The organism is Flavobacterium sp. XS2P24 (genome assembly GCF_030010285.1).
GTDB lineage: Bacteria > Bacteroidota > Bacteroidia > Flavobacteriales > Flavobacteriaceae > Flavobacterium > Flavobacterium algoritolerans.
The window spans coordinates 1-20,910 of sequence record NZ_JASCRU010000024.1; the positions used below are offsets into that span (position 1 = coordinate 1).

Genomic DNA, 20,910 nt, shown 5'->3' on the forward strand with positions numbered 1-20,910 from the left:
ATTAAAGGGAAATATCTCCAATTATACCTAAACGAGTTCGTTTACAAGCTTAACAGACGGTATTTTGAGGAAAAATTATTCGATAGGCTAGTAATAGCAAGTATTACAGGATTATGATTAAAAACGGACAATCAAATTTATTTAAATGTTTATTTATTTTCTTCAATGTACTTTAGGATTTCTGTGCAAACACTTTCGCTGGTAAATCCAAATTTTTGATCCAATACACTTGCTGGTGCTGAATATCCAAAATGCTCCAATCCAACTATTTTTCCGCTGTCGCCAATTAAGCCTTCCAAGTTTACCGGCAGTCCGGCAGTAAATCCGAACACTAATTTTCCCTTTGGAATAATGCTTTCCTGATACGCTTTTGGTTGTGATTTGAATAATCCTTCAGATATTATTGAAGCTACGTTTATAGTTAGATTTTTTTCTTTTTCTAAAATAATTGCGGCTTCCAAAAGGGTGGCCACTTCTGATCCATTTGCGATTAATGTAATGTCAGGATTTGGTGTAGATTTAACCAAATAACCTCCTTTTACAGACGCAGTGGCTTCTTCATATCTTGAAGTTCCAGTTGCAGGAATGTCCTTGATGTTTTGTCTCGAAAGAATCAAAGCTGTTGGGGTAGTGGTGTTTTTCAAAGCCATATCCCATGCTACTGAAGTTTCAATAGCATCTGCAGGGCGGAGCGCTAATAAACTTTGATGCCCCGAATGGTTTTTTATTTTTTCCAACAAACGCATTTGTGCTTCCTGCTCAATAGGTTGGTGGGTTGGTCCGTCTTCGCCCACTCGGAAAGAATCGTGTGTCAAGACATATTTCACCGGTAATTCCTGAATTGCGGCTAATCGAATGGCAGGTTTCATATAATCCGAGAATACAAAAAAGGTTGCTACCACTGGGACCACACCTCCATGAAGGGCAATTCCGTTAGCAATAGAAGTCATGGTCAATTCTGCCACTCCGGCTTGTAAAAAGGCACCACTGAAATCATTTTTTTGTAAAACAGAAGATTTTTTTAAGAAACCATCCGTCTTATCACTGTTGGATAAATCTGCCGAAGAAACAATCATATTTTCCACGTGTTCCGCTAAGTAAGCTAATACTGCCGATGAAGCATCTCTTGTCGCGGCATTTGCTTTTTGGACTACATTACTCAAATCCAGTTCTGGAAGTTTTCCGGATAGAAATGAATCCATTTTTTGAGCCAATGCCGAGTTTTCTTTTTTCCAAGTGGCTACATGATGCTTTTTGTACGCGGCCTCTTCCGATTTTTTGGCTTTTATTTTATCATAATGTGTTGCCACATCTTCATAAATTGCAAAAGGATTTTCAGGATTTGCTCCAAGGTTTAGTAAGGTTTTTAGATAATCGGCATTGGTATCACCAATAGGTTTTCCGTGCAGTTCACATTCGCCTTCATATATATCGCCATTGGCGGTAACGCAACCTTTTCCCATAATCGTTTTTCCAATTATTAAGGTTGGTTTTTCTGATTCTTCATTGGCTTCGTTCAATGCTTTTCTAATTTGCTCGTGGTCGTGTCCGTCAATTGTGATGACTTTCCATCCCCAAGCTTCGTATTTCATAGCCGTATTCTCTGAAGTTACTTCATCTGTCATGGACGAAAGCTGTACATCATTCGAATCATAAAACATGATGAAATTGTTCAAGCCTAAATGTCCGGCGATTCTACCCGCTCCCTGAGAAATTTCTTCCTGAACACCACCATCTGTGATGAAACCGTATATTTTGTGATTGAAAATTCCCTTGAATCTGGCCTCTAGAAATTTGGCGGCGATAGCAGCACCCACTCCCATTGCGTGTCCTTGTCCCAAAGGTCCGGAAGTGTTTTCTATTCCTCTAAGCACATCTACTTCCGGATGTCCAGGAGTGACGGAACCCCATTGTCTGAAGCTTTGTAAATCTTCTTTTTTGTAATTGCCTAACAAATAATATTGGGAATACATCAAGGCTGAAAGGTGTCCTGCATCCATAAAGAAACGGTCCCTGAATGACCAATCCATTTCTGTTGGGTCAAATTTTAAGTACTCAGTATATAAAATGTGCAAAAAATCTGCGCCTCCCATGGCTCCTCCAGGATGGCCTGAATTCGCTTTTTCTACCATCGAAATAGCTAATGCTCTAATATTGTCAGCAGCTAAATTGTCAATTTTTTTATTCATGTTTAAATTGTAAAAATTAAATGTTTTTTGAATAGTATAATATGATTCGTTTTATTATTTGTGTCCAAAGTTTTATAAGCGGTGGCAAATTTTACTTTTTCCTATATTAAAATTAGAGCTTAAAAAATTCATCCTGACTAACCGACAAAATCAGTGTCAGATAAAATATATTTTACATTTAAACCAAAAATTAATTAGTAACAGCTTCTTTTTTAGTAGCTCTATGTGAAAAATAATAATAAGTGTAAAAAATACATTTACAAATGTAGACAAATTTTTTTAACAATGACAAATAAATTTTTTTCTTGCAATTTTAAAATAAGAATCGCATTTTTTTTGCCAATAAAAAATGGCAATACTAATTTTTTAAAAATAGTATTGCCATAAGAAGATTGAATTGCTACAATGAATTTCGAATTATTAACGTGCTTTTGTTTTCTATTTGTTCTTTTTTACCTTGTAGAATCATCTCTGCCAAAATTTTCCCCATAGCTTCAAAATTGGTGGAAATGGTTGTAATTCCATTGGCAACTACCTTTTTTAGAGGAGTTTCGTTATAGGAAATAATGCCAAAATCGCGCCCTAATTGTAAGTTTTGAAGCTTTGATTTTTCGATAACACGAACGAGATCTCGGTCATTTGGAATCACATAAACTTCTCCTGCTTCTATAGCTCTATTGTTGAATTCAGTGATGGTTTCGTGGTCAAAAATAAAATTTTCACAAAAGTTTTCGAAACCAATTTTCATTCCTAAAGGTTCTCTAAATCCTGGGAATATCATGATTATTTTATTGTATTTGACTAAGCGGGATTTTGCTTTCATTAAGCCTTCATAGATGTCTTTTTTATGATTTTGATATACCGCAGGAAAGGAATTTAGTTCAGGATTGGTTTGATCTAATATATAAACTTCATTTACTGGTAGGGTTTTTATAACTGATGCCGCCTCAGCCAAATTGGTAGGCATGATGATGTATTTTGTATAATTTCCATTACTGTCATTTATTAGTTTTTGGAAAACTTGAATATTAAAATGATGAAAGAAAATATCAACCTGAACGTCATTCCCAATGTTTTCCAAGAATGAGTTGTAGATGTCTTCTTTGAAAATATTTAATTCATCAAAAAGTAAAAATATCCTTTGTTTTATGGTAACCGCGATACTTTTTACATAATATCCTTTTCCAGGAATTGCATAAATAATACCTCTTTTTTTTAATTCATCATAGGCCAGTAGAACCGTATCACGAGACAGTGAAAACTCTAAACTGACTTTGTTTACAGAGGGAAGTTTGTCTCCTTTTATTAATTTTCCTTCTTCAATTCCCTTCTCAACGGTAATGATAATTTGTTTGTATTTAGGAATTCCAAGATTATTTTGAATCGAAATAATTTTCATAAATGAATGAATTTTTTCGCAAGATACAAAAACTGGTGGGTACTGGTATGTAACTGATAATAATTATTTTACTTTTGGTTTTCACATTTCATAAATAAATCATGAAAATAAAACACATATCACATTTTAAAGCTAGTTCTGCAATGAAATTATTTGGTTTTACATCAGATGGCGAAGAGGTTTCTCTTTATGAATTGACGAACAAAAACGGAATGCAGCTTAAAGTTACTAATTATGGTGCAACTATTACCTCGTTGAAAATGCCACTGAAAAACGGTGAATTTGTAGATGTGGTTTTGGGTTTTGATACTTTAGAGGCTTACATCAAATCATTTGATTTGGAAAGCGCGCCTTACTTTGGAGCAACAGTAGGAAGATTTGCAGGAAGAATAAACGACAGCGAATTTTTATTAAATGGCACGTCAATTCGTTTAAAAAAGAATTATAAGGATCATTCTTTACATGGCGGAAATAGTGGTTTCAGCCAAAAAATATGGAAAGTCAAAAATATAAATAACGGTAAAAGTCCTTCTATAACGTTAGCTTATTTTAGCCCTCATCAAGAAGAAAATTTCCCTGGGGATTTAACGGTTGAATTGACGTACACTTTATCTGATGCAAATGAATTAATTATAAATTACACGGCATCAACTACAGAAGATACTGTTGTGAATTTAACGCATCACAGTTATTTTAATCTTGATGGTCACAAATCCAATGTTTCTGAACAAGAAATAATGGTCAACTCGCATAGATTGTTAGAAACAACCAATGAGAATATTCCAACTGGAAGGTTTTTGAACGTAGCAAATTGTCCGTTTGATTTTACATCACCAAGAAAGTGTCCTTCTAAAATTGACAATACCTTTATTTTGAATAAAGAAAATGAATTTGCAGCTTCACTTTTCAATAAAAGCAATAATTTAAAAATGTCAGTGTATACCAATCAGCCGGGTGTTCATATTTATGTTGGCGGTAATTGTTTTAATACTTTAAAAGGAAAAGAAAATGCGGATTACCATGCTTTGAGCGGTATTTGTTTTGAGACGCAAAATTTCCCTAATGCACCAAATTACAAGCATTTTCCCAACTCAGTTTTGAGAAAAGAAGAGCTGTATTATCACAAAACCATTTATAAATTTCAATCTTTTTAATATGAAAAAACACATTTTGGTTTTTGGAGTATTTGCACTCCTGGGAATGTTTTTTTCCTGTTCAGCCAATGATACAAATGAAACGCCAATAGTAGAACCGCCAGTTGCGGAAGATACTTTTATCAGAGCTGCAGATATTTCTTTTCTGCCGGAAATAGAAAGTTCTGGAACTATTTTATACAATAATACTAAAGCGGAAGATATGCTTACGACTTTAAAAACTGCAGGTTGTAATGCGGTACGAATTCGTCTTTGGAAAAACCCTTCAAACGGACATTCAGGAATGACTGAAGTAAAAGCTTTGGCGGCACGTGTAAAAAAAGCAGGAATGAAAGTTTGGTTAACCGTTCATTATTCAGACACATGGGCTGATCCTGCAGTGCAAACGATACCAGCTGAATGGAAAAATTTGTCTTTTACAGATTTAAAAACGGCGGTAGCTACTTATACTTCGACAATTATTACAGAAATTAATCCTGATATTATCCAAATAGGGAATGAAATAAATAGTGGATTGCTTTGGCCACAAGGTCATTTAATTAATCAGGAAGTTCAATGCCTGGCCTTATTATCTGAGGCAAGCGCAACTATTCGCACCAAAGCCCCAAATACGAAGATAATGATTCATTATGCAGGTGTTAAAGCTTCGGAAACCAATTGGTTTTTTAATAAAATTAAAAGTGTAGATTACGATTATATTGGTTTATCCTATTATCCGATTTGGCACGGAAAAGATTTAGAAGTTGTCAAAGCGACCATTAATACGTTAGGAAAAACATACAATAAAAAAGTAATCATTGCTGAAACGGCTTATCCGTTTACGTTAGGATATAATGACTGGACCAATAATATTGTTGGTTTAGACACACAACTGGTTTCAGGGTATCCTGCTACTACTGATGGGCAAAAAAGTTTTGTAGTGGCAATAAAAACAGTCGTAAAAGAGTCTGAATACGGCTTGGGATTTGCGTATTGGGGAGGCGAATGGATTTCTTTTAAAGGGAATCAAGCCGCAAATGGCTCTACTTTTGAAAATCAGGCATTTTATGATTTTAATAATAAAGCATTACCTGTTTTGCAGGTGTTTAATAAATAAGTACACATGAAAAATTCACCAATGTATTTCCGATTCGTTTTGATGTCTTTAATGATTTCAGTGCTTTATTCTTGTAATACATCCAAAAATATTCAAACAACATCAAAGAGTTCTTTTGCAAAAGGAGCCGATGTGGGGTGGTTGCCACAAATGGAAGCCACAGGATACAAATTTTACGATACCGATGGCTCTGAAAAAGATTGCTTGCAACTGCTGAAAGACAGAGGAATGAATACCATTCGCCTTCGCGTTTGGGTAAATCCAAATGACGATAAAGCCAGTGGACATTGCAGCAAGGAAGAAACCGTTGTCATGGCTTTGCGTGCTCAAAAAATGGGAATGCGTATCATGATTGATTTTCATTACAGTGATTCGTGGGCCGATCCAGGCAAACAATTCAAACCAAAAGCATGGGAGAATCATACTTTTTCAGAGTTAATGACGGATGTGTACGACCATACTTTTGATGTTTTGAGCGCATTAAAATCAGCTGGAGTTACTCCGGAATGGGTTCAAGTAGGAAATGAAATTCCAGGAGGTATGATGTGGCCGGAAGGAAGTACAAAAAATTGGAGCCAATTGGCACAATTACTCAACAAAGGCTATGAAGCAACAAAGGCTATTGATGCTAAAATCAAAGTAATCGTTCATCTTGACGAAGGTAACAATAGTGAAAAATTCAGATGGTTTTTTGATAATGCTACAGCAAATAACGTAAAGTACGACGTGATTGGGCTGTCCTATTACCCTTTTTGGATCAAGAAAGATTATACTGAAACCATTGCGGATTTAGCCAATAATCTTAACGACATGGCTACCAGATATAACAAAGAAGTGATGGTTGTAGAAGTTGGTGGTGAATATGACAAAGTGCAAAACACGTACGAAATGTTAGCAGCAACAATCAAAGCGGTCAAAGCAGTGCCAAATAACAAAGGACTTGGTGTTATTTATTGGGAACCACAGGGCGAAAAGAGTTGGAGTCACTATTCGTTAAGTGCTTGGCAATCTGATGGGAAACCTTCGCCGGCTTTGCATGCGTTTAAAGAATAATTTGGATTAATAAAATTTTAAAAAAGATTTGAAAATGAAGAAAGTAATACACGTTCTGTTTGTATGTTTCACTTTTACACAATTGGCTGTGTCTCAAACACGAGAAGTTAAAGTGTTAGATACCAATTGGAAATTTCAAAAAGGCGATTTTGAAGAGGCAATTAAAGTAAATTTTAATGATTCGAAATGGGAATCTGTGACTGTTCCGCATGACTGGGCAATTTACGGACCTTTTGATAAAAATGTAGATATACAAAAAGTTGCCATTGTTCAAAACGGAGAAAATATAGCCACCGAAAAAACAGGAAGAACTGGCGCTTTACCTCATATCGGGACAGCGTGGTATCGCAATACATTCACATTGCCTAAAGATGTAAAAGGGAAAAAAATAATTTTGCTTTTTGAAGGTGCCATGAGCGAACCTCAAGTGTATTTAAACGGAAAAAAAGTAGGAGAATGGGCGTATGGCTATAGTTATTTTTATTTTGATGTTTCCCAATTTATACAAGAAGGAGCGAACACATTGTCAGTAAAACTAACCAATAAAGAATTTGCTTCCCGCTGGTATCCTGGTGCCGGTTTATACCGAAAAGTAAGTGTTATTATAAAAAATAACGAAAGCATTGACCAATGGGGTCAGTTTGTAACGACACCTTTTATAAGTTCAGAAATTGCGAAAGTTAACATTAAGACCAAAGCTTCTGGGGAAAATACTCGTTTAGTCACCACTATTTTTGATGCCGAAGGACAAAAACTTAGTTCAGAGGAGTCGACTATGCAATTCGGAAAAGAATTCGATCAAAATTTAAAAGTAGAAAAGCCAAAATTATGGAGTCCCGAAACCCCTTATTTGTACAAAGCGGTTTCCCAATTGTATGTTGGAAAAGAATTGAAAGATGCCATTTCAACACGTTTTGGAATTCGCGAAATAAAATACGAGGCCAATAAAGGCTTTAGTCTTAATGGAAAGATAACCAAATTTAAAGGAGTTTGTTTGCATCACGATTTGGGTCCGCTTGGAGTTGCCGTAAATAAAGCCGCGTTACGCAGGCAAATGGAGATTTTAAAAGATATGGGTTGTAATGCAATTCGCAGTTCGCACAATATGCCTTCTTTCGAGCAATTGGAGTTGGCGGATGAAATGGGTTTTATGTTTCTAGCGGAGAGTTTTGATGAATGGGTATTGCCAAAAGTAGAAAATGGCTACCATCGTTTTTTTGAAGAATATGCTGAAAAAGATATCGTGAATTTAGTGCAGGCAACAAGAAATCATCCTTCTATTGTGATGTGGAGTTCTGGAAATGAAGTGCCTGATCAATGGGGAGAAGCTGGTGTAAAACGAGCCAAATGGTTGCAGGAACTATTTCATAGAGAAGATCCAACACGTCCGGTAACTGTAGGTATGGATCAAGTAAAAGCAACTATGGAATCTGGTTTTGGAGCTTTACTGGATGTTCCGGGGTTGAATTATCGGGTACATTTATATGATGAAGCATTTAAAAAATTTCCGCAAGGGTTTATTTTAGGTTCAGAAACAGCATCAACGGTGAGCTCCAGAGGGATTTATAAATTCCCTGTGGTACAGGAAAAAATGAAACAATATCCAGATTTTCAATCTTCCTCTTATGACTTGGAAGCCTGTAGCTGGTCTAACGTGCCTGATGAAGATTTTGTGCTTCAAGATGATAAACCATGGGTAATTGGCGAGTTTGTTTGGACAGGTTTTGATTATTTAGGAGAGCCTACGCCTTATGACGAAAGCTGGCCGTCTAGAAGTTCTTATTTTGGAATTAATGATTTAGCTGGTTTACCAAAAGACCGTTATTATTTATATAGAAGTCGTTGGAATACAAAAGAATCAACACTTCATGTCTTGCCACATTGGAACTGGGAAGGCCGTGAAGGAGAGATAACTCCCGTTTTTGTATACACGAGTTACAACAGCGCGGAACTTTTTATAAATGGCAAAAGCATGGGAGTGCAGAAAAAAAATAAAAGTACACCACAGAATCGCTATCGCCTGATGTGGATGGATGTGAAATATGAGCCAGGAACAGTAAAAGTGGTGGCTTATGATGACAATGGAAAAGCTGTTGCTGAAGAAGAAGTACGTACTGCCGGCAAGCCTTATAAAATTGTTTTAGATGCGGACAGGAAAACAATCACTGCCGATGGCGAAGATATATCTTTCGTGACCGTATCTGTAGTGGATAAAAATGGAATTCTTTGTCCTACAGCGACTAATCAGTTAAAATTTAAGGTTTCAGGAGCGGGTACTTACCGTGCTGCCTGTAATGGTGATGCTACTTCACTCGAGATGTTTCATAAAGATACCATGAAACTTTTTAGTGGAAAGTTGGTAGTCCTCGTGAAATCTACTACAACTGCGGGTGATATAAAACTTGAAGTAAATGGAGGTGGGCTTAAGAGCGGAAAATTGATTTTGGCTGCTGCCAAATAAATAAAAATCTTAAAAAGAAAATAGTTGTTCAAGTATCAATTACGGATTTAAAAACGAATACTTTAACAATTTCAAAATAACGGTAATTTAAAGAAAATGAACGATTCATTAATTAAAAAAACGACAGCTTTCTTTGAAGAAAGTTTTGGTTCAGCACCCAAAAAAATAGTACTTTCTCCGGGAAGAATTAATATTATCGGAGAGCATATCGATTATAATGACGGCTATGTTTTACCAGCAGCAATTGACAAAATCATCTGCTTTGCTTTCGAAAAAAGTAATTCCAATACCTCGAAAATTATTGCGATTGACCTTGACGATTCGTTTGAAATCGACGTTACCGATTCAATGGAATTAACCGATAATGTTTGGACGAATTACATTCGAGGCGTTATCAATCAATTGAAAATCAAAGGTTTTAAATTTGATGGTTTCAACTGTGTTTTTAGCAGTAATATTCCCGTAGGTTCTGGTTTGTCTTCCTCGGCGGCATTGGAATGTGGATTTTTGTTTGGAATCAACGAGCTTTTTGAACTGAAAATAAAACCGGTTGATATTGCCTTAATGGGACAAAGTGCCGAACATTGGGTAGGAATCAATTGCGGGATAATGGATCAGTTTTCAAGTGTTATGGGTTTAGAAAATAAAGTCATAAAAATTGATTGCAAGACCTTAGAATATGAATACCATAATGCTGATTTTAATGATTATTCTTTGATTTTATTCGATTCGAATGTAAAGCATTCCTTGATGACATCGGCTTATAATGAGAGAAGACAGCAATGTGAAGAAGGGATTGCGATTATAAAAAATAATTTTCCTGAGATAACGAGTTTTAGAGATTGTAACGAAGAACATGTTTTAGGATTGCAACATACAATGAGTGAAAATGTTTTCAAAAGGTGTCTTTTTGTGGTAAAAGAAATCAATCGGGTGAAACTTGCCTGTGAAGCATTAGATAATGGAAAGATTGAAGTTTTAGGGAAATTAATGTTCGAAACACACGAAGGATTATCGGTTGATTATGAAGTAAGTTGTGCTGAGTTAGACATGATTGTGGATACACTTAAAAAGGAAGAAGCCGTAGTTGGTTCCCGATTAATGGGCGGTGGCTTTGGTGGTTGCACTATCAACTTAATCAAAAAAGGACATGAAGAGCGAATTAAACAACAGCTTTCTGCACTTTATTTAGATACTTTTGGAATAGAATTAAAAATTTACGATGTAAAAACCGGAAATGGAACATCACTTTATATCGCGAAATAATGAAAAATTTTGATATCAACGAAGATCCGCACAGACGCTATAATCCGTTAATTAACGAATGGGTTTTGGTTTCTCCACACCGTTCGAAACGCCCTTGGCAAGGACAAAATGAAACAGTAACTTCGGATGCATTGCCGGAATATGACCCAACATGTTATTTGTGTCCGGGAAATGTTCGAGCAAATGGAATGGTGAATCCGGATTATGAAAATTCTTTTGTTTTCGAAAATGATTTTGCCGCTTTAAAGCAAGAAGAAATTGCATTTGAAGAAAACAAAAAAGAGACTTTTTTTAGAGCTAAACCAGAAAGAGGAATTTCTCGAGTGGTTTGCTTTTCGCCAAAACATAATTTGACATTGCCTGAAATGCCAGCAACTGCTATTGAAAACATCATTCATACCTGGCAAAAAGAATACACAGATTTAGGTAACGTGGACTACATCAACCATGTTCAGATTTTTGAAAATAAAGGAAGCGTTATGGGTTGCAGTAATCCGCATCCTCACGGGCAAATATGGGCGCAATCGTCTTTGCCGACTGAGGTGGAGAAAACGCAAAATAACTTAAAAGCTTATTTTGAAAAACATAACAAAACACTTTTTCAAGATTATTTAAATGAAGAAATGAAACTCGACGAGCGCATTGTTATTGAGAATGATCATTTTGTGGCATTGGTTCCTTTTTGGGCGATTTGGCCGTATGAAACGATGATTGTCAGCAAACGAAATGTGAATAAAATTACGGATTTCACGGAAACGGAAGTAACCGATTTTGCAGTTATTTTAAAACAATTGACTACAAAATATGATAATCTTTTTGAAACTTCTTTTCCATATTCATCAGGAATTCATCAGTCACCTACTGATGGGGAATTGCATCCGGAATGGCATTTTCACATTCATTTTTACCCACCGTTGTTGCGATCTGCAACCGTAAAGAAATTTATGGTAGGATATGAAATGATGGGTGAATCACAACGGGATATTACGCCAGAGAAAAGTGCCGCGGTTTTAAGAGAACAGTCTAACGTACATTACAAAAATAAGTCATGAAAATAGTTGTTACCGGAGGTTTGGGATTCATTGGTTCGCATACCGTAGTGGAATTACAAAATGAAAATTTTGAAGTAGTTGTTGTTGATAATTTGTCTAATTCTTCGATTGATGTTTTGGATGGCATAGAACGAATTACAGGTAAAAAACCGCTTTTTGAACAAATAGATTTAAGAGATAAAGCAGCTGTTCAAGCTTTCTTTCAGAAGCATGAGGATGTGGCTGGAGTGATTCATTTTGCTGCCTCCAAAGCAGTTGGTGAAAGTGTGAAAGAACCCTTGTTGTATTATGAAAACAATGTTGCTTCGCTGGTTTACATTTTACAGGAGTTACAGAAAAAGCCGGAAGCCAATTTTATCTTCAGTTCATCTTGTACCGTTTATGGTCAAGCCGAAGTGATGCCCATTGCCGAAACTACGCCTGTACAAACGGCTATGTCTCCGTATGGAAATACCAAACAAATTGGGGAAGAAATTATTACCGATGTCACTAAAATAAGTAACGTCAATGCTATTTTGTTGCGTTACTTTAATCCAATAGGTTCTCATCCATCAGCTGAAATTGGGGAACTGCCTATGGGTGTACCGCAAAATTTAGTTCCTTTTATTACTCAAACCGGAATGGGTTTGCGTGAATCATTATCCGTTTATGGGAATGATTACCCAACGGTTGATGGAACCTGTGTTCGCGATTATATTCACGTAGTTGATTTGGCGAAAGCCCATGTCATTGCTTTACAAAGATTAATGAACAAAAAGAATTCTGAGAAATTAGAAGTTTTTAATTTGGGAACCGGAACCGGAAGCTCGGTGTTGGAAGTGATTAGCGCTTTCGAAAAAGTTAGCGGACAAAAATTACCTTATACCATTGTTCCAAGAAGAGAAGGCGATGTGACTTCGGTTTATGCCAATACCGATAAAGCGAATACTGTGCTTGGATGGAAAACACAGTCAACTCTGGAAGAAGCGATTGCCAGTGCTTGGAAATGGGAACAAAAGGTCAGAAATAGCCGTTAAAATTTTATGGAATCCATTTTTTGTTGTGAAACATGTATAAAAATGGGATTTAGATAGTAGTTTAAGTGCTTTTTTTAAGATTTAACCTATACAATAATAATAAATGTAAAAAATACATTTATAAATGATGTAAATAAATATTTTTATTTTACTTTTGACTTTCATAATTCATAAAAAAACAATAAAATTAAAATACATATCACATTTTATATTCAATTCTATAATGGAATTGTTTGGTTTTAAGCCAAGTTGTGTGTGATTTGTTTAAAAAAAAGCAGTATAATTACATTAATAAAAACATTACATATTACAAGACAATAATCTCATTCATTTATATTAATTTCTAAAAAACAAATTACTCATGAACCAGAACCTTGCTTTTGCTGATTACGCAGTATTTATTATCTATTTTATCGTGGTGTCCACTTACGGATATACCGTTTATCGCAAACGTGAGAAAAACGAACATGATGCCAAAGCCTATTTCCTGGCTGAGGGTACATTGACATGGTGGGCTATTGGAGCTTCTTTGATTGCTTCTAATATTTCTGCTGAACAGTTTATTGGAATGAGTGGGGAAGGATTCTTTTTAGGAATTGCAGTTGCCGCTTATGAATGGATTGCCGCTATTGCTTTGATTATTGTAGCCGTTTGGTTTATTCCTGTTTATTTAAAAAACAAGATTTATACTATGCCTCAATTTTTAAAAACAAGGTATAACGAATCAACTGCTTTAATTATGGCCGTTTTCTGGTTGTTCTTATATGTATTTGTAAATCTTACCTCTATTTTATATTTAGGAGCTGTTGCCATTAATGGATTGGCTGGTGGTGAATATTTACACGCTATTATGATTGGGCTTGCCGTTTTTGCTTTAGTGATCTCTTTAGGAGGTATGAAAGTGGTGGCGTATACAGATGTAATTCAGGTTGCAGTTTTAATTATCGGTGGACTAGTTACATCATATATTGCTTTAACTACAGTTGGACAATATTTTGGAGTTGGAGAAAATGCTATTGCAGGTTTCAAGGTGTTAATGAGAGAAGCTCCGGAGCATTTCAAAATGATTATCCCGGAACCAACTGCTACTTCTTCTCAAAATGATATTAATAAGTATCTTACTTTTCCGGGGATGATGTCATACTTGGCGGGTATTTGGATTATTAATCTTAATTATTGGGGTTGCAACCAATACATTACGCAGAGAGCTTTGGGTGCCGATTTACAAACTGCCCGTACCGGTATTTTGTTTGCAGGTATTTTGAAATTATTAATGCCGCTTATTGTTATGTTACCAGGTATTGCTGCTTATGTTTTATATGAAAACGGACATTTACCTCAATTAGTAGGTGGAAAAGATGGTGCGTATTCTGCTGTGTTGACGTTCTTGCCTACGGGATTAAAAGGATTATCTGTTGCTGCTTTAACAGCTGCTATTGTTGCTTCTTTGGCTGGAAAAGTGAATAGTATTTCTACTATTTATACCTTAGATGTGCATAAAAAATACATTCAAAAAGATGCGAGCGACAGAAGCCAGGTGAATATTGGAAGATATGCTGTTTTTGCAGCGATGCTTCTTGCTGTTTTGTTTACATGGAATGATATATTAGGAATTGGTGGTGTAGGTGGATTTACTTATATCCAAAAATACACAGGGTTTATCAGTCCTGGAGTTTTTGCCATGTTTTTCCTTGGAATGTTTTGGAAAAGAACTACTGGAACTGCTGCGATAATAGGGGTGATTTCCGGTTTCTTATTGTCAGTTTTGTTCAACGAATTTGCACCGGCATTATTTGGCACCGAAACATTACTTTACACGGCTTATGCCAATGGAAAAGGTGGATATGAAATACCATTCCACATTTGTATGGGATTGTCATTTATGTTTACAATGCTTATTATGATTGCAGTGAGTTTTGCCGGACCAAAAGTGAATCCAAAAGCTTTTGAGTTAGATACTGAAATGTTCAAGGTAAAACCACAAACAACAGTATTAATCGTAATCACTTTATTGATTATTTTTGCATTGTACGCTAAGTTCTGGTAGTATATAACAACTAGTTTCAAGTTACAGAAATAACTATCATTGCCGTTTAGTTAAGATCAGTTGGTAATCCCAAATGAAAACGTAACTAAACGGCATTTGATTTTAAATGTATTTGGAGTACGTAACAATAGATTTTGAAAGCGTTTCCACAAAAGAATTTCTGTGTTGTTAAAGTAAATAGAATCGCTGTAAGACAATTTAAATATTAGAATTAGTACTGGTAAATCTTGCGAGATTAGCCGTATTTCAGGCGGATTAATTGCTCTGTTTTGAGAATTTTCAACTAGTGATTGAAAGAGTTGTATTTATTGCTTATTTAGTAAATAGTAGGCATAAAAAAAGCTTCCGAAATTAACGGAAGCTTTTTTTATATTTTAAGTGATGCTTTTAGTCTCTGTTAACCAATGCTTCTTGTTTCCATGTTTTTACGGAAGCAATTCTGCTGTTAGAATAGTCTACTTCGCTTAAGTTGTTACCATTCCAAAAAAGCCATTTTCCAGTTTTTTCTCCATTTTCATAATTAGCAACAGATAATTTGTTACCATTTGTGTCATATGAAGTCCAAAGTCCTTCAAGTTTCCCGTTTTTAAAGAAACCTTCTTGTTGTACTTTTCCATTTTCAAAGTAGTAAGTTGTTTTTACTAATTCACCTACAGCTTCTAATTTTGGATTGTTTTCTTGAGCAAATGCTATACCTGAGAAGATTAATGCGGTTAAGATTATATATTTTTTCATGTCGTTTGGATTTTTAAATTCATATTAGCTTAACAAATATATAAAACATTTTACAATAAAAAAACTTTAAGTTAACAATTTAGTAACATTGGAGTAAAACTTAACATTGGAAATAAAATTTTCAGTAAAAATCTAACACTAAAAAATGGTATTTCTCAATTCATTATTCATAATTAGTCCTAAATTTGCACCCGAGCCTAAAGGGCGAAACAATCTAAAATTAGAATAATGTATAGAAGTCATAATTGTGGCGAGTTGAATGCCTCACATATTAATACAGAAGTTACACTTGCGGGATGGGTTCAAAAATCGCGTGATAAGGGATTTATGAACTGGGTTGATTTACGGGATCGTTATGGAATTACGCAATTAATTTTTGACGAAGGTCGTTCAGAGAAATCAGTTTTTGAACTGGCTAAAACTCTTGGTCGTGAATTTGTAATTCAGGTAAAAGGTACTGTTATTGAGCGTGAAGCTAAAAATAAAAATATTGCAACAGGTGAGATTGAAATTTTAGTTACTCAACTTACTATTCTTAACGCTTCTCTTACGCCTCCTTTTACAATTGAAGATGAAACGGACGGTGGAGAAGACATCAGAATGAAATACCGTTACCTTGACATTCGAAGAAATCCGGTGAAAAACAGTTTGATGTTTCGTCATAAAGTAGCAATGGAAGTGCGTAAATACCTTTCGGATTTGGATTTTTGTGAAGTGGAAACACCTTATTTAATTAAATCTACTCCAGAAGGAGCAAGAGATTTTGTGGTGCCTTCTCGAATGAATGAAGGACAATTTTATGCGTTGCCACAATCTCCTCAAACGTTCAAACAATTATTGATGGTGGGTGGAATGGATAAATATTTCCAAATCGTGAAATGTTTCCGTGACGAAGATTTACGTGCAGACAGACAGCCGGAATTTACGCAAATCGATTGCGAGATGGCTTTTGTGGAGCAAGAAGATATCTTGAATGTTTTCGAAGGATTGACAAGACATTTATTAAAAGAAATAAAAGGCATTCAAGTAGAAAAATTCCCAAGAATTACCTACGAATACGCCATGAAAACATATGGGAATGACAAGCCGGACATCCGTTTCGGAATGGAGTTTGGTGAGTTGAATGAAGTGGCGCAACACAAAGAATTTCCAGTTTTTAATGCTGCGGAATTAGTGGTGGGAATTGCGGTTCCAGGAGTTGGAAACTATACTCGTAAGGAAATAGATGGATTAATTGACTGGGTCAAACGTTCTCAGGTGGGTGCATCTGGAATGGTCTATGTGAAATGTAATGAAGACGGAACCTATAAATCATCAGTAGATAAATTCTACGATCAAGACGATTTAACGCAATGGGCAAAAATCACTGGTGCAAAAGCTGGAGATATGATTTTTGTGCTTTCTGGTCCAGCCGATAAAACGCGTGGACAATTAAGCGCATTACGTATGGAATTAGCAACGCGATTAGGATTGAGAAACCCGGCTGAATTTGCACCTCTTTGGGTAGTTGATTTTCCTTTATTGGAATTTGACGAAGAAAGCGGTCGTTACCATGCCATGCACCATCCTTTTACTTCTCCTAAGCCAGAAGATATGCATTTGCTGGAAACGAATCCAGGTAAAGTTCGTGCTAATGCGTATGATATGGTTTTGAATGGAAATGAAATTGGTGGTGGATCGATTCGTATTCATGATAAAGCGACACAACAATTGATGTTTAAATATTTAGGTTTTACCGAAGAAGAAGCTAAGGCTCAATTCGGATTCTTAATGGATGCTTTCCAGTTTGGTGCACCGCCACACGGAGGTTTGGCTTTTGGATTGGATAGATTGGTGGCAATTCTAGGTGGTCAGGAAACAATTCGTGACTTCATTGCTTTTCCAAAAAATAATTCAGGAAGAGATGTCATGATTGATGCTCCGTCAGCAATTGATGATTTGCAATTAAAAGAGTTGCATATAAAATTAGCGTAGTTGTACTTTATCGATTAAATTTGTTAGAAAACGTTGAATATCAATATTTTTACAAAATAAAAAGAGAAGAATGTCTTTCGTATTATATTAAATATTACATTTGCTCCATTATAAATTATTATTACTATTACAATGCGTACAGGTACAGTTAAATTTTTCAATGAATCTAAAGGTTACGGATTCATTACAGACGAAGAAACAGGAAAAGACATTTTTGTTCATGCATCAGGAATCAACGCGGAAGAATTACGCGAAGGTGACAGAGTTAGCTATGAAGAAGAAGAAGGAAGAAAAGGAAAAGTTGCTGCGAAAGTAGCAGTGATCTAAGCATAAAAAAATTAATTTTTTTTGCCTACGAATGTTTAAAAAACGTTCCGAATTATTTCGGGACGTTTTTTTTATTCAAAATTGTTGTCATTTTCGGAATAAATGAACCTTCTTTTTAGAATTGTTAAATTTTTAAACGTTAAACACATCTTAAGATAAAAATCTTTTCTTATTTATAATTAATAAAAATTGTAAATTTACAACGTTGTAGTTGCGATGTATTTTTGAGTTTTTATTGTTATTTAATAATTTGAAAGTTATCTTTGTGGCTTATTTTTATTCAAAAAAATCGATAATATGCAATCCGATCAATTAAATTATATACCAATTTTAATGCAGTTTATCCTAGCTGTAGGATTTGTTGTAGGAACTATAATAGTTTCAGGAAAATTAGGCCCTAAAAGATCTTCTGAAATCAAAGATAAGAACTTCGAATGTGGGATTGAATCTGTTGGAAATGCGAGAATTCCATTTTCAGTAAAATATTTCCTTGTGGCCATCTTATTTGTTTTGTTTGACGTTGAGGTGATTTTCTTGTATCCATGGGCAATCAATTTCAAGGAATTGGGAATGGAAGGAATGGTTAAAATGGTGATTTTTATGCTTTTGCTTTTGGTGGGATTTTTCTACATCATCAAAAAGAAAGCATTAGAGTGGGAATAAAAATTTATTTTAAATGCTGAATTTAAATGATGTCATTGTAATTCAGAATTTATAATTCAAAATAATAAAAAATGAGTGATTCAAATATAAATATGGTTGCCCCTCCGGAAGGCGTTGTTGGTGAAGGTTTTTTTGCTACAAAGCTGAATGATGTTGTGGGATTGGCTCGTGCAAATTCTTTGTGGCCTTTGCCTTTTGCAACATCTTGTTGCGGGATTGAATTTATGGCAACAATGGCTTCGCATTACGATTTGGCACGATTTGGTTCGGAGCGAGTGAGTTTTTCTCCTCGTCAAGCGGATATGCTAATGGTAATGGGGACGATTTCGAAAAAAATGGCGCCAATTTTACGTCAGGTTTACGAACAAATGTCAGAGCCTCGTTGGGTAATTGCTGTTGGAGCTTGTGCTTCATCTGGTGGAATTTTTGATACTTATTCTGTTTTACAAGGGATTGATAAAGTAATTCCGGTTGATGTTTATGTTCCGGGATGTCCGCCAAGACCAGAGCAAATTGTTGACGGTGTTATGAAATTGCAAGAATTGGTTAAAACGGAATCGGTAAGAAGAAGAAGTTCTCCAGAATACCAAGAATTATTAGCTTCTTATAATATCAAATAAATAATGGCGCTAGAAACGATACAAATCCAAGAAAAATTAGTTGAAACATTTGATTCAGCTGTTTTTGAATTCAATCAGGAAAGAGATATATTTTCATTTGAAGTCGCTGCTGATAAAATTACGGCAGTGATTCTTTTTTTGAAAAATGACCCAACATTACGTTTTCATTTTTTAACTGATTTGTGTGGGATTCACTATCCTGACAATGATGTTGATCATCAATTTGCAGTGGTATATCATTTGCACAATTGGTACGAAAATAAAAGGATTAAAATTAAGGCATTTATCAACGGTGAAAACCCAGAAATAAAAACGATATCAAACATTTTCTTGAGTTCTAACTGGATGGAAAGAGAAACATATGATTTTTATGGGATAAACTTCATTGGTCATCCGCAATTGAAACGTATTTTGAATATGGATGAAATGATTTCTTTTCCAATGCGAAAAGAATTTCCAATGGAAGATAGCGGAAGAACAGATAAAGATGACCGTTTCTTTGGAAGAACAACCGACAATTATTAAAAACACACACTATTATAATTTTTCACATTAAATAAATGTCAGAACTATTATTACCACCAGAGCATCGCTATGCTAAAAGAATTGCAGCCCAACTAAACGATGACGGAAGCGAGCTTTCGATCTTAAATTTAGGGCCTACTCACCCAGCTACACACGGTATTTTTCAAAATATCTTGTTGATGGATGGAGAAAGAATTCTAGAAGCGGAACCAACTATTGGTTACATTCACAGAGCTTTCGAAAAAATCGCTGAAAATCGTCCTTTTTACCAAATCACACCTCTTACTGATAGAATGAACTATTGTTCATCGCCTATAAACAATATGGGTTGGTGGATGACATTAGAAAAATTGTTGGATATTGAAGTTCCTAAAAGAGCGCAATATTTAAGAGTAATTGTAATGGAATTGGCTAGAATCACGGATCATATCATCTGTAATTCAATCCTTGGTGTGGACACCGGAGCGTATACCGGATTTTTATATGTATTCCAATTTAGAGAAAAAGTGTATGAAATCTACGAAGAAATTTGTGGAGCTCGTTTGACTACTAATATGGGAAGAATTGGTGGTTTCGAAAGAGATTGGTCACCAGAAGCTTTTAGAAAATTAGATGTGTTTTTAGCGGAATTTCCTGCTGCCTGGAAAGAATTTGAAAACTTATTCGAAAGAAATAGAATTTTTATTGACAGAACTGTAAATGTTGGAGCTATAACAGCTGAACAAGCTATGGCTTACGGATTTACAGGTCCAAATTTACGTGCTGCAGGTGTTGATTATGACGTCCGTGTAGCGCAACCGTATTCTTCTTATGAGGATTTTGATTTTATTATTCCTGTTGGAAAATCTGGTGATACGTACGATCGTTTTTGTGTTCGTAATGCCGAAGTTTGGGAGAGTTTGAGTATTATTCGTCAAGCATTAGATAAAATGCCGGAAGGAAATGACTTTCATGCTGATGTTCCGGATTATTACCTTCCTCCAAAAGAAGATGTTTACACCAGTATGGAATCGTTGATTTACCATTTCAAAATTGTTATGGGTGAAGTTCCTGTTCCAGTTGCCGAAATCTACCATCCTGTTGAAGGTGGAAATGGAGAACTAGGTTTTTACTTGGTTACTGACGGAAGTCGAACTCCTTATAGATTGCATTTCCGCAGACCTTGTTTTATTTACTATCAAGCGTATCCAGAAATGATTAAAGGTTCATTACTATCGGATGCAATTGTTATTTTGTCAAGTTTAAATGTTATTGCCGGAGAATTAGACGCTTAATAAAATTATAAATGATGAATTGTAAATTAGGAATGGAAGTCAAAAAACATTTAAAATTT

The 20,910-nt window shown here is 35.3% G+C and carries 17 protein-coding genes and 1 pseudogene; 15 read left to right on the forward strand and 3 right to left on the reverse strand.

Annotation, left to right across the window (positions count from 1 at the left end):
* Nucleotides 1–117: pseudogene (locus QLS31_RS13025) on the forward strand (IS1595 family transposase); the annotation flags it as partial.
* A gap of 32 nt (nucleotides 118–149) precedes the next feature.
* Here the strand turns inward: QLS31_RS13025 and QLS31_RS13030 are convergent.
* Nucleotides 150–2,189 (reverse strand): transketolase, encoded by a 2,040-nt coding sequence (locus QLS31_RS13030; protein ID WP_282744218.1) that lies wholly within the window; start codon nucleotides 2,187–2,189, stop codon nucleotides 150–152.
* Nucleotides 2,190–2,589: 400 nt separating this feature from the next.
* Nucleotides 2,590–3,588, reverse strand: a complete 999-nt coding sequence (locus tag QLS31_RS13035) for a GntR family transcriptional regulator (protein ID WP_282744219.1) — start codon at nucleotides 3,586–3,588, stop codon at nucleotides 2,590–2,592.
* Nucleotides 3,589–3,689: 101 nt separating this feature from the next.
* Between QLS31_RS13035 and QLS31_RS13040 the strand changes: the two genes are divergently transcribed.
* The 8 genes from QLS31_RS13040 (at nucleotide 3,690) to QLS31_RS13075 (ending at nucleotide 14,733) form a co-directional block, all read left to right on the forward strand.
* The gene (locus tag QLS31_RS13040; protein ID WP_282744220.1) at nucleotides 3,690–4,742 is read left to right on the forward strand and encodes an aldose epimerase family protein; all 1,053 of its coding nucleotides are present in this window, start codon (nucleotides 3,690–3,692) and stop codon (nucleotides 4,740–4,742) included.
* A gap of 1 nt (nucleotide 4,743) precedes the next feature.
* The gene (locus tag QLS31_RS13045; protein ID WP_282744222.1) at nucleotides 4,744–5,838 is read left to right on the forward strand and encodes a glycosyl hydrolase 53 family protein; all 1,095 of its coding nucleotides are present in this window, start codon (nucleotides 4,744–4,746) and stop codon (nucleotides 5,836–5,838) included.
* Nucleotides 5,839–5,844: 6 nt separating this feature from the next.
* On the forward strand, nucleotides 5,845–6,891 hold the full coding sequence (locus QLS31_RS13050) for a glycosyl hydrolase 53 family protein (protein WP_282744223.1): 1,047 nt from the start codon (nucleotides 5,845–5,847) through the stop codon (nucleotides 6,889–6,891).
* Nucleotides 6,892–6,925: 34 nt separating this feature from the next.
* Nucleotides 6,926–9,352, forward strand: a complete 2,427-nt coding sequence (locus tag QLS31_RS13055) for a DUF4982 domain-containing protein (RefSeq protein ID WP_282744224.1) — start codon at nucleotides 6,926–6,928, stop codon at nucleotides 9,350–9,352.
* A gap of 96 nt (nucleotides 9,353–9,448) precedes the next feature.
* Nucleotides 9,449–10,618 (forward strand): galactokinase, encoded by a 1,170-nt coding sequence (galK, locus tag QLS31_RS13060; RefSeq protein WP_282744225.1) that lies wholly within the window; start codon nucleotides 9,449–9,451, stop codon nucleotides 10,616–10,618.
* On the forward strand, nucleotides 10,618–11,670 hold the full coding sequence (locus QLS31_RS13065; protein WP_282744226.1) for a UDP-glucose--hexose-1-phosphate uridylyltransferase: 1,053 nt from the start codon (nucleotides 10,618–10,620) through the stop codon (nucleotides 11,668–11,670). Before galK ends, QLS31_RS13065 begins: the two co-directional genes overlap by 1 nt.
* The gene (galE, locus tag QLS31_RS13070) at nucleotides 11,667–12,686 is read left to right on the forward strand and encodes a UDP-glucose 4-epimerase GalE (protein WP_282744228.1); all 1,020 of its coding nucleotides are present in this window, start codon (nucleotides 11,667–11,669) and stop codon (nucleotides 12,684–12,686) included. The genes QLS31_RS13065 and galE overlap by 4 nt, the downstream gene beginning before the upstream one ends.
* Before the next feature lie 361 nt (nucleotides 12,687–13,047).
* Nucleotides 13,048–14,733: a sodium/sugar symporter gene (locus QLS31_RS13075; protein ID WP_282744230.1), complete on the forward strand. Its 1,686-nt coding sequence runs from the start codon at nucleotides 13,048–13,050 to the stop codon at nucleotides 14,731–14,733.
* A 387-nt stretch (nucleotides 14,734–15,120) separates the two neighbouring features.
* Here the strand turns inward: QLS31_RS13075 and QLS31_RS13080 are convergent, their stop codons facing one another.
* Nucleotides 15,121–15,468, reverse strand: coding sequence for a membrane-binding protein (locus QLS31_RS13080; RefSeq protein ID WP_099713783.1), 348 nt, complete (start codon nucleotides 15,466–15,468; stop codon nucleotides 15,121–15,123).
* A gap of 228 nt (nucleotides 15,469–15,696) precedes the next feature.
* On the opposite strand from QLS31_RS13080, the gene aspS reads away from it, so the two are divergent.
* The 6 genes from aspS (at nucleotide 15,697) to QLS31_RS13110 (ending at nucleotide 20,851) form a co-directional block, all read left to right on the forward strand.
* Nucleotides 15,697–17,442, forward strand: a complete 1,746-nt coding sequence (gene aspS / locus QLS31_RS13085; protein WP_282744231.1) for an aspartate--tRNA ligase — start codon at nucleotides 15,697–15,699, stop codon at nucleotides 17,440–17,442.
* A gap of 132 nt (nucleotides 17,443–17,574) precedes the next feature.
* Nucleotides 17,575–17,769: a cold shock domain-containing protein gene (locus tag QLS31_RS13090; RefSeq protein ID WP_007137066.1), complete on the forward strand. Its 195-nt coding sequence runs from the start codon at nucleotides 17,575–17,577 to the stop codon at nucleotides 17,767–17,769.
* Between the two features lie 297 nt (nucleotides 17,770–18,066).
* Nucleotides 18,067–18,432, forward strand: coding sequence for an NADH-quinone oxidoreductase subunit A (locus tag QLS31_RS13095; protein ID WP_282713500.1), 366 nt, complete (start codon nucleotides 18,067–18,069; stop codon nucleotides 18,430–18,432).
* A 71-nt stretch (nucleotides 18,433–18,503) separates the two neighbouring features.
* The gene (locus tag QLS31_RS13100; RefSeq protein WP_066335808.1) at nucleotides 18,504–19,052 is read left to right on the forward strand and encodes an NADH-quinone oxidoreductase subunit B; all 549 of its coding nucleotides are present in this window, start codon (nucleotides 18,504–18,506) and stop codon (nucleotides 19,050–19,052) included.
* 3 nt (nucleotides 19,053–19,055) lie between these two features.
* A complete protein-coding gene (locus QLS31_RS13105) occupies nucleotides 19,056–19,577 on the forward strand; it encodes an NADH-quinone oxidoreductase subunit C (RefSeq protein WP_099713780.1) in 522 nt (173 codons plus the stop codon).
* Between the two features lie 35 nt (nucleotides 19,578–19,612).
* On the forward strand, nucleotides 19,613–20,851 hold the full coding sequence (locus QLS31_RS13110) for an NADH-quinone oxidoreductase subunit D (protein ID WP_282744232.1): 1,239 nt from the start codon (nucleotides 19,613–19,615) through the stop codon (nucleotides 20,849–20,851).
* Nucleotides 20,852–20,910: the final 59 nt, after the last annotated feature.